Source organism: Pandoraea sp. PE-S2R-1, assembly GCF_002179865.1.
GTDB lineage: Bacteria > Pseudomonadota > Gammaproteobacteria > Burkholderiales > Burkholderiaceae > Pandoraea.
Window position 1 is genome coordinate 47,026 of the sequence record NZ_NGUR01000019.1, and the last position, 11,835, is coordinate 58,860.

Below are 11,835 nucleotides of genomic sequence, written 5' to 3' on the forward strand. Positions count from 1 at the left end.
GGCGTCACGGCAGAACTTCACCGCGACGCCCGGTAGCCTCTCACTGCCCTTGCGGCTTGCTCATCGCATCGCCCTTGCCCATCGCGTCGCCCTTACCCATGGCATCGCCCTTGGACATCGCGCCGCCCTTGCCCATCGCATCCCCCTTGGACATGGCGCCGCCCTTGCTCATCGCGTCGCCCTTGCCCATGGCATCGTGCTTGGACATCGCGCCGCCCTTGGACATGCCGTCCTTGGACATCGAACCGCTCTTGTCCATTTGCTGACCCATCGCATCGCCCTTGCTCATGGCGTCCTGCGCAAACGCCGCGCCGGTGCCGAGTGCAAGGCCCATCGTCATCACTGCCAGATATCGCATTTTCATTGTCGTTGCTCCATGAATTGAGTGAGAAAAATCAACTGCCACCAAACCAGTTGTAGCCCTGGTCTTCCCAGTACCCGCCCGGGTACGTATTCGTGACGAAAATCGCGCGGATATGTTTGGGATTCTTGTAGCCAAGCTTCGTCGGGATACGCAACTTCATCGGAAAGCCGTACTCCCTCGGCAGCGTCTGGCCGTCGTACGTCAGCGCGAGCAGCGTCTGCGGATGCAGTGCCGTCGGCATGTCGATGCTCGTGTAGTAGTCGTCGGCGCACTTGAAGCCGACGTAGCGTGCGGTGGTGTCGGCGCCGATACGTTTGAGAAAGTCGGAAAACGTCACGCCGCCCCAGCGCCCGATCGCACTCCACCCTTCCACGCACACATGACGCGTGATCTGCTCGGCGGCACGTGCCTGCGCAAACGTGCGCAGCGTGTCGAGGTTCCATGACGCCTTGTCGGCGATCAGGCCCGACAGCTCCAGTTGATAGTCCGCAGCGTCGACCACCGGAGCCTCGTCCATCGAATAGAACGCGTTGAACGGAAACGGCCGCGTCATCTGCGACGCCGAAAAAGTGGGTGCCAGCACATCGGAGCGGAACAGCGCCGCCTGCACCCGATCGTTCCAGCGCGACATCTTGTCGAGCGCCGATTCGACGCCGGCGTTGTCGTCGAGCGAGCACCCCGAGAGCAGCGCCACACCCCCCAGCGACAACGTGCGGGAAAGAAACGCACGGCGCGACGGCTCCGTCACGCGGCGTGTCACCAGCGTGCGCGCTTCTTTGAGGATCGCGTCGCCGTCGCGCACGATCAGCGAGGTCTTGTCGTCGTTACGTTTGAAGAAAGCCATGGCAGTGTCTCGTCCTGAGCCTGTGTGTTCGCTTGTGAGATCGCTGAAGTTCGCGTGAGATCGTGTGATCGGGTTCCGATGACGGCCGGACGCTCAGCGCCCGGTAATCATCGTGCGCAGCGTGCGGGGCACGAGCGCCACCATGACCACGTGCACCACGATGAAGGCCACCAACCCTGACATCGCTAGAAAGTGCACCCAGCGTGCGCCCTGAAACCCGCCGAACAGATCGCACAGCAAGCTGAGCTGCACGGGCTTCCAGATGGCGAGACCCGACGCGATAAGCAACACCAGATCGAGCACGGCGAACAGGTACGCGGCACGCTGCACATAGTTGTAGTGACGCGGATCGGCATGCGCGAGACGGCCGCGCAACGCGGCAAACGCGTCGTGCAGGATGCCTTTGACGGACAGCGGGAAGAAACGGCGCGCCATGCGCCCGCTCGCCAGATTCAGCAGCAGATAGACAAGGCCGTTGGCCGCGAGCAGCCACATTGCCGCGAAGTGCCAGCGCAGTGCGCCACCGAGCCAGCCGCCGAGCGTGATGCCATTGGCGAAGCGGAAGTCGAACAGCGGGGAGGCGTTATAGATGCGCCAGCCGCTCGTAATCATCACGAGCACAGCCAGTACGTTGATCCAATGGGTGACGCGCAACCAGCCCGGCTGAACTACCGGCGAGGCGCCGGGGGCCGGGGGTGGCGAGGGAGCCCGCTCGGTGTGCTCGGCGGGCTCGTGTGCAGCAGAAGGTTTCGTGGCGGCTTGCATGACGTCTCCATCGCTTGTTTTTGGCGTCGATGGAGACAGTGTCGTGCGTTTTCAGTCACAAAGTCCTGTCGAAAAGATAATCATTTTGTGAGATTTGGTCAGGACTCGTGGAATTACGGAGCTACGCGTCGTCGGGATCCTGTACCGGGCCGCCCTTCAGATAGGCGTCGAAGGTCGGTACATGGGCGTCCAGCAGCGAGCGGATCTCCCGGATGAGCGTGTCGTAGTGCGCCGTCAGGTTCTGGGCGAACGGCGTGAGTTGCGCCCCGCCACCCGACACGCCGCCGATGTGGCGCGTCACTAGCGGCTCACGGAATTCGTGATTCATTGCCTCCACGAGCAACCATGCGCGCCGGTACGACATGCCCATGCCACGGGCTGCGGCCGAAATCGAGCCCGTCTCGTCGATAGCGCGCAACAGCGACAGACGCCCGGGACCGAACACGGGCGCGTCGCCGTCGCGAATGCGCACGCGCACGTCATAACCGGCCACGCCGGGCTGTGCTGGCGTCTTGGCCACCGCTTGCGGGGCGTCAGCCGCACCGGCCGCGCCGGTCTTTCCCGAACGACGCTCAGCTGGCATGGTTCCCCCACATCACAATGAGAATCAGGATGACGGCGGCCACGGCCCACGGCCACCAGCGCGACAACGGGCTGCGTGCCGGAGAACTCTCACGCGTCGCCGCGCCCGTCGCCATGGCGGCCGCCACCTCGCCATCGGCGGCCACGGGCTCGCCCACGGCGTGGTGCGGTGCGACGACCGCAATGAAACGGGTCAGGAATTCGTCGGCAAAGCGGCGCGCCGCGTCGTCGACCAGCGCGTTATCGACGTGCGCAAGTTCGCCGCCGATCTTGGCGTGCACGTCGTAAGTCAGTACGGTGTTCATCGGTCCTTGCGGTTGGAGCGTGATGGCGGCCGTGCCGCGTCCGAAGCCGGCTGACGGGCCCAGGCCGTCGAAATGGAGGGTGTATGAGGTCGGCGCGATCACGTCGGTGAGCGTCATGCGCCCGGTGAAGCGCCCTTTGACCGGCCCCGCCGACGCAGACATCACGATCGACCAGGTGGTGTCGTCGAGGCGATCGAGCGATTCGCACCCGGGAATGCACTGGCGCAATACGCCGGGATCGTTCAGCGCGATCCATGCGACGTCTCGCGCCATCGGCAATTGCCGGCGGTTCTGAAGTTCCATTGCCCTTTCCCCTTTGCCGTCAGGCCATACGGAATATGGAATACGGAATCGTCTCGAACATCAAAGCATTGTGACACGAGTTCCCGTCATGGGAGTCTCCTGCCGAATATCCGCTCGAATACAGCGCAAGGCAAGGTGGGCGCGGGCGCGATATACTCGCCGGATCACATCGAGCGGTATCTCTTCGGCAACAGCCGGTCCCTCGGCTGCCTGCATCGGCACTGGCCTCCGCGCTTCGCGGGCGAGTGCCTGTTGTGCACTGGCATTGCCGCGTGGCCGCGACTTCGGTGCCGTGGCCCATCCGGGCCGCCGCTCGCGTAATGGCGAAGGAACCGTGCAATGGACAGTGTCGATCTGGAAGTGCTGAAGTCCGCCGTACAGTGGACCCGCGCGGGCTTTTTCGTCACGCTGGGCACTGTCGTGCGTACGTGGGGCTCGGCCCCGCGCCCCGTGGGCTCGATGCTCGCAATTCGTGAAGACGGCCATCTGGTCGGCTCCGTCTCCGGCGGTTGCGTCGAAGACGATCTCATCGCGCGCATCCGCGCGGGGGACTGGCCGCAAGACCGGCCGCAGATCACGAGTTATGGCGTGACGGCTGAAGAGGCCCATCGTTTTGGCTTGCCGTGCGGCGGCACGCTGCAACTGGTGCTCGAACCGGTGCGTGAATCGTCGCGCATTCCCGATTTGCTCGACGCCATCTCGCAATTCCGCCTCGTGGTGCGCGAGCTCGACATGACCAACGGTGCGGTGCAGATTGCACCGGGCCATCGCACGCCGTCGGTCGAATTCGACGGCGAACGCCTGATCACGTCGCACGGCCCGCGCCATCGGCTAGTGGTCATCGGCGCCGGGCAGTTGTCGAAATACGTGGCGAGCATGGCCAACGCGCTCGACTATCACGTGATCGTCTGCGACCCGCGCACCGAGTATGCGGACGAATGGCAGGTGCCGGGCACCGAGCTTTCGCGCGAGATGCCCGACGACCTGATCGTACGGCTGCAACTCGACTCGCACAGTGCCGTGCTCACGCTCACGCACGATCCAAAGCTCGACGACATGGCGTTGCTCGAAGCACTCAAGTCGCCCGCGTTCTATATCGGGGCGATCGGCTCACGCGTGAATAACGCGCGGCGCCGCGAGCGGCTGTCGTTGTTCGATCTGAGTCTGGAGGAAATCGAGCGGCTGCACGGCCCGGTCGGCATGCATCTCGGCGCGCGCACGCCCGCCGAAATTGCCGTGGCGATTCTCGCCGAGATGACCGCCATCAAGAACGGCATCACGGTGACGCAGACGTTTGCGGTGCGCTCGCCGGACGATCTGGACAACGCAGCACCCGCCTCGGAATGCCGTACGGCGGCTTGATCGGCTGTTTGCCCCCACGCGACCGGCAGCTTCGTCGACCTGAGTGGAGGACTCGCCTCCCCTGCGCTATCCGTTAGGTTCGTAGTGCCCCATTGAGACCGAAAGGACTCGGTTTCAATGGGACTCTTCATATTCTCCCGCCTGAATTGGGGCATTCGTCCCATTCCTGATCTAAAACCGCGTCTCACACGTTCCATCGTGACATTCGATTCACCGTCACTTTTGCGATGTGGAGGACGCGTCTGCTCGCACTGATTCTCCGCATTGCAATGGTTGGCGGTCGCCCCCTTACCAAGACACTGCGAAAGAACCTCCGTGACGCCTTGCGAAGATAAAAGCTGCCCCGTTTGTTATCCCAACCGGCTCGATGACGCCGCTGCTGCGCGCAAAAAGCGCGACGACGACCGACACGAATGCGTCGAGATGTGGCGCTTCTATCAGAAGAGAGCCGAGGCCATCGTTGCCGTCGCCGATCCGATCGCACGTAATCGCCGCATCAATGCGGAATACGCCAAGTTGTGGCTGGGTGACCGGCGCTTTCGATGGGCCGGGCTAGCGGCATTTGCTTCGAAACAAGTTGGGTGCGGGTTGCTCAATGCCCGAGCCTTGTTCGAGAAGTCGAATCAGCAACGAGACGACTATCAGAAGTGGCGCGGGAGTAGCTCGCTGCTGGAGCAAATGTCGCCCGTTCACTCGCCGCGCGTACGGATGCCCGATCAGGGGGAAGGTGCGGGTGCCGCGACGGTGTACGAAATGCTCGCCAAAGGGAATATGGCGCTATTCCTCGATGTTTGGCCGCTGCATATGTTCTACAAGGAATACGGGCTGAAACGACTCCAGCAATGCCTCGCTGAACGCAAGCAATTGCGTGGCTCAGTGCTGTGGGAAATTGAGCGTGAGGTTCAGTTCGGTGAGGATTGGCCGGATGTGATTAAGGGATTCTCGGCCATCGATAGCGGGAATATTCCGCTGGGGGTGGACTATCTTGCCCGCCATGAGCAGGTCAACATATTGCAACCCGCAATCTACGAGGACTGGATGTTTGCATCGTTGATGCGCGCAAACCACTTCCTGTGGGTAACTAGCTTCCCAACCGGATCGGCCAAGGAAATACAGTTGACGCTGGCAGTTGAATGCGAACTCCCCAACACGGACGCCAAGGTCGTGAGGTTCAGCGACAAACCCTTCGCCGACCTTTCAAACGTCGGACAGCGTCTGGAATTCACATTGCGACTGGCAGCGCAGTTCGACGCCCTACTCAAGGATCCGAAGCAGAAAGTCCTAATCGAAAACTCGCTTTACCTGATCACTCACGCCAGATGACCACAATGCATCGACGTTTCCCATGGAAAAAGTACACGTTGTGGGGCCTGCTTGCCCTCGCATCCGCATGGTTCATATACGTGATCGCACGACCCGTTGATGAAGTCACCCTCACGATTGGGGAGCCGTACGAGCATGCGCGACAGCGATCACGCTCCACACTCCCTCCCGAAGTACCCGGCAGGGGTTGGTTCGGTCACGTAACTCGCCCCGCAACGCTGCGTTTCGTCGACGCTCAATTCGGATTTGTAACCCCGCCAGCAAAGTTCTTCGCGGTAATGTATGACGATCATGGCAAGGTCTCGTCGCTCAGACTCTCGCCACAAGTCAGAACATTGCTACTCGACGATGCCATGGCAATCGTGACCGATCTACAAGACCAGTTCGAACGAGGCGGATGGCGGGTACAACACTATAGCGGCCCCCATCCACGCTTGGACTCTCCAGAAACGAGAGCCGCAATCGAAAAGAACGACGATGCACCGACGACACGCTGGCAGGCTGACGACAAGTATCAAGTGTCCATCAACATTCGCAGCTTCGGCGAAGAAACGAGACCGGGCAAGGTTCGTTATCTGATTACCATCGCGTTATCGGATGTAGTGTTTCTCTGATCGCGCCTTAAACAACCACCCATAAAAAAAGCGCCGCCTTTCGGCGGCGCAACTCGCTCACTCGTTGCTACGGGTACTGCCAACTACCTGGGTTACTCCCTCATCCGTGGCTGCGGATCGATCGGCACATCAATCGTGCGGCCACAAGAATGTTGCCGTGGCATGCCCCTTGGCGGGCACCTTCACTTCCCGCGTCATGGGCTTGCCGTTGTAAGTCGCCTTCACGGTGTAGTCGCCCGCGGGCAACTTCACCAGCATGAACGGCCCGCGCGAATGCGCATCGAGTACCGTCTCGCCGCCGCGCATGATCTGCACCTGCGCATCGGCCACATACTCGTTCGCTCCGTCGCCGCGCGCCGCCATCTCGATCGATAGCGGCCAACCGCCTGCCGAGCGCTTGAACGCGCCGGATTCGTCGCTATCGATACCCCCGGAGACGTACGTCACGTTGCCCTGATGCATCTCCTGCGGCAGATTGCCGCCCTGTGCGTGCGCCAGCCCGATACCGCCCAGACTGCCTGCCAGCACAGCGGCCGTGGCACCTGCCACTGACCAGCGTTGCCATTGTTGCCACATGTTCGACCTCCCGTTTCATGACTTCACGATGCCGGATCGTGCCGGTACGGCGGCGGTATCTCTGCGATGACACCGCAGCCGCGCCGGCACACAAGGTAGTGCGTGGCATCCCGCGAGTGCCGCCCTCGGCGGCGCGTCTTCAACTGCGTGACTCGCCTTAGCCGAGATCGACCGGGATGAAAATCTGTTGCCCGTCGCGCTGCACAAGCAACGCGACATTATTGCCCGCCTTCTTGAGCTTGTCGCTCAGTTGCGAGGCGCTCGTCACCGGCGTCCCGTTGAGCGACAAAATGATGTCGCCCGCTTGCACGCCAGCCTGCTCTGCCGGGCCACCGGCACGGGCGACGAGCAAACCGTTCGTCACCTGCGCCGCACGCTTTTCGTCCGGCGAAAGTTCGCGCACCGCGAGCCCCAACCGACCGTGCGTGGCCGAATCGTCGGCACTTGCCACGTCCTTCTTCTCATTCAGCGCCGCCACCTTCACCGACACCGTTTGCTGCGCGCCGTTACGCCACACCGTCAACGTCGCGGTCCGTCCCGGACGCATATCGGCGATCTTCTCGGGCAGTTGCACCGAGTCGTTGATGGTCGCGCCGTTCACTGCGAGAATCACGTCGCCCGCCTTGAGATCGGACTTCGCCGCAGGACCGTTCTTGTCGATCGACGAGACGAGTGCCCCGGTCGGCTTGGGCAGACCAAACGACTTCGCCAGCGATTGATTCACTTCCTGAATCGTCACGCCGATGCGCCCACGACTCACCTTGCCGTACTGCTGAAGCTGCGACTTGACCTTCATCGCCATGTCGATCGGAATCGCGAACGACAGCCCCTGGAAGCCACCGGTCCGCGAGTAGATCATCGAGTTGATACCGATGACCTCACCGTTCAGATTGAACAGCGGTCCGCCCGAATTGCCCGGGTTGACCGGCACATCCGTCTGAATGAACGGCGTGTAATTCTCGTCGGGCAACGCACGCGCTTTCGCCGATACGATGCCCGCCGTTACGGTGTTGTCGAAACCGTAGGGCGAGCCGATGGCCACCACCCATTCACCGGCCTTCGACTTGGACGGATCGCCAATCTTTACCGTCGGCAGATCGGTCGCGGCAATCTTGAGCAACGCCACGTCACTCGCCTTGTCGCTGCCCACCACCTTCGCCTTGTACTCGCGCTTGTCGGTCAGTTTCACCGTCACCTGACTCGCATCGTCAACGACGTGCGCATTGGTCAGGATGTAGCCGTCCGGGCTCACGATAAAGCCCGAGCCGAGGCTGCGCGTCGGTCCGCTGTCGGCGCTGCTGCCGCCATCGTCACCCCCATCGCCGCCGTCGTTACCCGGCGCACCGTAGAAGTGGCGGAAGAACTGGAACAACGGATCGTTCTGATCCATGCCCGGCGGCATCGGCATTGTCGAAGCGCCACGGCCCGCCGAAGGTTTCCCATCGTGCGTCACACTGATGTTGACTACGGCCGGTCCGTATTGTTCCGCGAGTTGCGAGAAGTCCGGCACCAGCATGCGCGGTGCGGTATTCGACGTATTGACGACGCCCGGTGCCGAGGCAGCGGCCGGCAACGCCGCGCTGGCGTCGGAAACCACGTCCGAGGCGAGCGGTGCCTGCCAGTGTTGACGACCCGCGACATAACCGCCCGTCAATGCGACGAGCACGGCGCCAGCAACCAACGTACGAGTGAGCTTCGAAGTCCGCATGAGTCTCTCCTTCCAGACGACCACGTTTGACATGACTGTGATCGTAGAGAGGCTCCCTTAAGAGAACCTTAAGACCGGAAAACGTGACGACGGAGAATCGTCGCGGTGGAAATCCAAAGGGCGTCGATGCGACATCCGTTCGGATGAGGGTGTCACGCATCGTGCACAGGAAGACAAGATGTTGATTGCTATGCGTAACGCTTGCAGGCGTTTGATAGCGGGGCTCGCGTGGTTCGGCTTGCGTGTGGTGTGCCCCGCTGGCTACGGTGGCAAGGTGGTGCGATTTCGCGCCGCATGAGCTTCACCTTCCACCCTTCACGCACTCACGTATTCAGGAGGCATCACGATGCAAACCACTGATTCGATGTTGGCTCGCGCCACGCGCACTATCGGCACCGCAGGCTTCATGCTCGGCATGGCGCTGGCGTTCTCCGCGCAGGCCGCCCCGGGGAACGGTAGTGGCATGCAAGGCAACGGCATGGGCACACAAGGCCCCGCCGATTCGACGCAAGCGCAGGGGATGCAAGGCACACAAGGGATGCAAGCTGCGCAGGGCATGCAGGGTACACAGCAGGCCCAAGGCAACTGCAACCGGGAAACCCCGGCGGACAATGCCATCGTCGGCAAGTCACTGACCGAAGCGAAGTCGCTGCTGCAAGGCTGCCCGTGGCGCATCGGCGAACAGGACGGCAAGGCCATGCCGCTCACACGCGATCATCGCCCCGAGCGCCGTACGCTCACCATTGAAAACGACAAGGTCACGAACGTGACGCGTGGGTGAGGTCAGGCAGCGCGGCGCAAGATTGCGTCGCGCGTCTTCAACACATCAAAGCGATGGCGGTACACCAGATGCGGCGGCGTCGAAACTCACACGAACGCGCAAACCATGGTCGCCGCGCGCATCCAGCAACTCGACTCGCGCGCCGTGAGCCTGCGCAATATTGCGCACGATCGCCAGCCCGAGGCCACTCCCTTCCGCACGGGCATCGCCCGTCTTTGACGGTTCACCGTCCCCACCCCGGAAGAATCGATCGAACACGCGCTCACGCTCGGCCGGTGCGATGCCCGGGCCGGTGTCCTCGACCTCTACGGTCACCGGGCCGGCGCTCACAAGCCGCACGTCGATTCGCCCGCCTTGCGGTGTGTATTTCAGCGCGTTATCCACGAGGTTGCCGAACAGCGTCTGCAACGCGTTGGCGTCGCCATGCACGCGCGCACGCGCAGCCATGTCGTCGGGCGCATCCAGCCCCAGATCGATACCGCGTGCCACCGCCAGCGCCGCGTGATGCGCCACCACGTCATGCAGCACCGGCGTGAGCGGCAACTCGGTGAACGCACTCGCCGCGCGTGCGGCGTCGGGCTCCTGACGCGCCAACGTCAACAACTGCCCCACGAGATGCGACGCGCGACGTACACCATCACGCAGATCGCGCATCGCTTCAGCGCGCGCCTCGTCCGTGTGCGCGCGCTCCAGCAACTGCACCTGCAATTGCAACGCGGCCAGTGGCGTACGCAGCTCATGGGCTGCATCGGCGACGAAGGCCTTCTGCTGTACGAGCGCTTCGTCGAGTCTTCCGAGCAAGCTATTGAGCGCACGCACGAGCGGGCGCACCTCGTCCGGCAGCCCGGCCTCAGGCAACTCGGAAAGCGCCCCGGGCGCGCGGGCATCGAGTGCGCGCGTTACCCGTCGCAGCGGTTGCAGCCCACGGCCAACGACAATCCACACGAGCAGCGCGAGAATCGGCATCGCAATGACCAGCGGAAACAGCGTACGCAGCGCCATCGACACCGCGAGCGAATCGCGAATTACCATCGGTTGTGCCAGTTGCACGACGTTGTCGCCCACGAGCGCCGCATACACGCGCCAATCGCCTTCAGGCGTCTGTACCGTCGTGAACCCTAGTTCGGCACGCGGCGGCAACGGCGTGCGCGGATGCGAGTAATACAGCTCGACGCCGTTTCGGCTCCAGATCTGGATCACCAGCCCGCCCGCGTCGCTATGGTCGCCCGGCACGCTGGAAAACGGCTCGGCAGGCAGCGACAACGCCATTTGCTGCAATTGGAAATCGAACAGCGCGTTGGCTTCGGTACGCGCCTGACGGAAGATGGCGATGCCCGCGAGCAACAGTGCCGCAACAAGCGTGAGCAGCAGGCCGACGAGCAGACGGCGACGGATCGAGCGCATCACTCGGCCTCCGGCGCAGCCGCGCCACCTGATATACCCGACGCGGCCTGCGTGCCCTGCACGCCCGGCGACGGCATCATGTACCCGACGCCCCGTACGGTACGGATGGCATCGGCACCGAGTTTCTTACGCAGCCCGTGGATATGCACCTCGACGGTGTTGCTCGCAATTTCCTCGCCCCAGCCGTAAATGCGCTCTTCGAGTTGCGATTTGGACAGCACCGCCCCGGGCCGGTTGAGCAACGCTTCGAGCACCGCATATTCGCGCGCTGACAGCGTCACCGGTGTGCCATCGCAACTCACTTGCCGTGTGGCAGGGTCAAGCACGATGCCGCCGTGTCTCAGCAACGGTTCGCTGCGCCCGGCTTGGCGCCGCACCAGCGCCCGCAAACGCGCCGCCAGCTCATCCAGATCGAACGGTTTGACGAGATAGTCGTCGGCACCGGCATCGAGTCCTTTGACGCGATCGGCCACCGCATCGCGTGCGGTGGCGATGATGACCGGCAGTGTTTGACCACGTGCTCGTAACGTACGTAACACGTCGATACCGTCGCGACGTGGCAGCCCGAGGTCGAGCAGCAGCGCGTCGTACGTCTCGAGCGACAGGGCATCGAGCGCGCGCTGACCATCGTCGACGTGATCGACCGTCCAGCCGTCCTGCCGCAGGCCTTTCGTCACTGCCGCAGCGATCATCGCGTCGTCTTCCACCAATAGAATTCGCATGTATTTGGCCCCCAACGGCGCGACATCATCACGCGGTAGTCCGCGTTGCCGTGCGCAATTGCGACGTCACCCGCGCCATCGGCGATGTTGCCTCTGAGTGACATTCCGTCGATTTTCGACCCATTGTAGCGACAGTTCGTTGCATGCCCGACTTACAATGGCGGACATTGTGCGGTGCGCGT

General features: G+C 62.7%; 13 protein-coding genes. 4 read left to right on the plus strand and 9 right to left on the minus strand.

The features are described from left to right. Positions 1–40: 40 nt before the first annotated feature. The 5 genes from CDV44_RS26385 to CDV44_RS26405 form a co-directional block, all read right to left on the minus strand. Positions 41–364: a hypothetical protein gene (locus CDV44_RS26385; RefSeq protein ID WP_087691588.1), complete on the minus strand. Its 324-nt coding sequence runs from the start codon at positions 362–364 to the stop codon at positions 41–43. 31 nt (positions 365–395) lie between these two features. Further along, positions 396–1,208: a molybdopterin-dependent oxidoreductase gene (locus tag CDV44_RS26390; protein WP_087691589.1), complete on the minus strand. Its 813-nt coding sequence runs from the start codon at positions 1,206–1,208 to the stop codon at positions 396–398. Positions 1,209–1,301: 93 nt separating this feature from the next. Then, complete coding sequence (locus CDV44_RS26395; protein WP_087691590.1) at positions 1,302–1,973, minus strand: cytochrome b/b6 domain-containing protein; 672 nt, start codon at positions 1,971–1,973, stop codon at positions 1,302–1,304. 121 nt (positions 1,974–2,094) lie between these two features. Further along, positions 2,095–2,556 (minus strand): winged helix-turn-helix domain-containing protein, encoded by a 462-nt coding sequence (locus tag CDV44_RS26400; protein ID WP_087691591.1) that lies wholly within the window; start codon positions 2,554–2,556, stop codon positions 2,095–2,097. Then, positions 2,546–3,163, minus strand: a complete 618-nt coding sequence (locus CDV44_RS26405; RefSeq protein WP_087691592.1) for a CoxG family protein — start codon at positions 3,161–3,163, stop codon at positions 2,546–2,548. Before CDV44_RS26405 ends, CDV44_RS26400 begins: the two co-directional genes overlap by 11 nt. A gap of 339 nt (positions 3,164–3,502) precedes the next feature. Between CDV44_RS26405 and CDV44_RS26410 the strand changes: the two genes are divergently transcribed. The 3 genes from CDV44_RS26410 to CDV44_RS26420 all read left to right on the plus strand — a co-directional run bounded on the left by CDV44_RS26410 (position 3,503) and on the right by CDV44_RS26420 (position 6,462). Next, complete coding sequence (locus tag CDV44_RS26410) at positions 3,503–4,525, plus strand: XdhC family protein (RefSeq protein ID WP_087691593.1); 1,023 nt, start codon at positions 3,503–3,505, stop codon at positions 4,523–4,525. A 315-nt stretch (positions 4,526–4,840) separates the two neighbouring features. Beyond that, the gene (locus CDV44_RS26415) at positions 4,841–5,848 is read left to right on the plus strand and encodes a DUF2515 family protein (RefSeq protein WP_087691594.1); all 1,008 of its coding nucleotides are present in this window, start codon (positions 4,841–4,843) and stop codon (positions 5,846–5,848) included. 5 nt (positions 5,849–5,853) lie between these two features. Then, positions 5,854–6,462, plus strand: coding sequence for a flagellar biosynthesis sigma factor (locus tag CDV44_RS26420; RefSeq protein ID WP_087691648.1), 609 nt, complete (start codon positions 5,854–5,856; stop codon positions 6,460–6,462). 129 nt (positions 6,463–6,591) lie between these two features. Here the strand turns inward: CDV44_RS26420 and CDV44_RS26425 are convergent, their stop codons facing one another. Together CDV44_RS26425 and CDV44_RS26430 are read right to left on the minus strand one after the other, a co-directional pair. Then, the gene (locus tag CDV44_RS26425; RefSeq protein WP_058377651.1) at positions 6,592–7,038 is read right to left on the minus strand and encodes a hypothetical protein; all 447 of its coding nucleotides are present in this window, start codon (positions 7,036–7,038) and stop codon (positions 6,592–6,594) included. 157 nt (positions 7,039–7,195) lie between these two features. Beyond that, positions 7,196–8,746: a DegQ family serine endoprotease gene (locus CDV44_RS26430; protein WP_087691595.1), complete on the minus strand. Its 1,551-nt coding sequence runs from the start codon at positions 8,744–8,746 to the stop codon at positions 7,196–7,198. Between the two features lie 346 nt (positions 8,747–9,092). On the opposite strand from CDV44_RS26430, the gene CDV44_RS26435 reads away from it, so the two are divergent. Continuing rightward, positions 9,093–9,527, plus strand: a complete 435-nt coding sequence (locus tag CDV44_RS26435; RefSeq protein WP_087691596.1) for a hypothetical protein — start codon at positions 9,093–9,095, stop codon at positions 9,525–9,527. A gap of 45 nt (positions 9,528–9,572) precedes the next feature. Here CDV44_RS26435 and CDV44_RS26440 read toward each other — a convergent pair whose 3' ends face one another. Then, a complete protein-coding gene (locus tag CDV44_RS26440) occupies positions 9,573–10,931 on the minus strand; it encodes an ATP-binding protein (RefSeq protein ID WP_087691597.1) in 1,359 nt (452 codons plus the stop codon). Next, the gene (locus CDV44_RS26445; RefSeq protein WP_249277742.1) at positions 10,931–11,653 is read right to left on the minus strand and encodes a response regulator transcription factor; all 723 of its coding nucleotides are present in this window, start codon (positions 11,651–11,653) and stop codon (positions 10,931–10,933) included. The genes CDV44_RS26440 and CDV44_RS26445 overlap by 1 nt, the downstream gene beginning before the upstream one ends. Positions 11,654–11,835: the final 182 nt, after the last annotated feature.

Bases quoted from the DNA above. Each gene is read 5' to 3' on its own strand.
- CDV44_RS26420 (WP_087691648.1), top strand. From the start codon at position 5,854: ATGCATCGACGTTTCCCATGGAAAAAGTACACGTTGTGGGGCCTGCTT.
- CDV44_RS26410 (WP_087691593.1), top strand. From the start codon at position 3,503: ATGGACAGTGTCGATCTGGAAGTGCTGAAGTCCGCCGTACAGTGGACC.
- CDV44_RS26405 (WP_087691592.1), bottom strand. From the start codon at position 3,163: ATGGAACTTCAGAACCGCCGGCAATTGCCGATGGCGCGAGACGTCGCA.
- CDV44_RS26385 (WP_087691588.1), bottom strand. From the start codon at position 364: ATGAAAATGCGATATCTGGCAGTGATGACGATGGGCCTTGCACTCGGC.
- CDV44_RS26400 (WP_087691591.1), bottom strand. From the start codon at position 2,556: ATGCCAGCTGAGCGTCGTTCGGGAAAGACCGGCGCGGCCGGTGCGGCT.
- CDV44_RS26445 (WP_249277742.1), bottom strand. From the start codon at position 11,653: ATGCGAATTCTATTGGTGGAAGACGACGCGATGATCGCTGCGGCAGTG.
- CDV44_RS26425 (WP_058377651.1), bottom strand. From the start codon at position 7,038: ATGTGGCAACAATGGCAACGCTGGTCAGTGGCAGGTGCCACGGCCGCT.
- CDV44_RS26430 (WP_087691595.1), bottom strand. From the start codon at position 8,746: ATGCGGACTTCGAAGCTCACTCGTACGTTGGTTGCTGGCGCCGTGCTC.
- CDV44_RS26395 (WP_087691590.1), bottom strand. From the start codon at position 1,973: ATGCAAGCCGCCACGAAACCTTCTGCTGCACACGAGCCCGCCGAGCAC.
- CDV44_RS26390 (WP_087691589.1), bottom strand. From the start codon at position 1,208: ATGGCTTTCTTCAAACGTAACGACGACAAGACCTCGCTGATCGTGCGC.
- CDV44_RS26440 (WP_087691597.1), bottom strand. From the start codon at position 10,931: ATGCGCTCGATCCGTCGCCGTCTGCTCGTCGGCCTGCTGCTCACGCTT.
- CDV44_RS26435 (WP_087691596.1), top strand. From the start codon at position 9,093: ATGCAAACCACTGATTCGATGTTGGCTCGCGCCACGCGCACTATCGGC.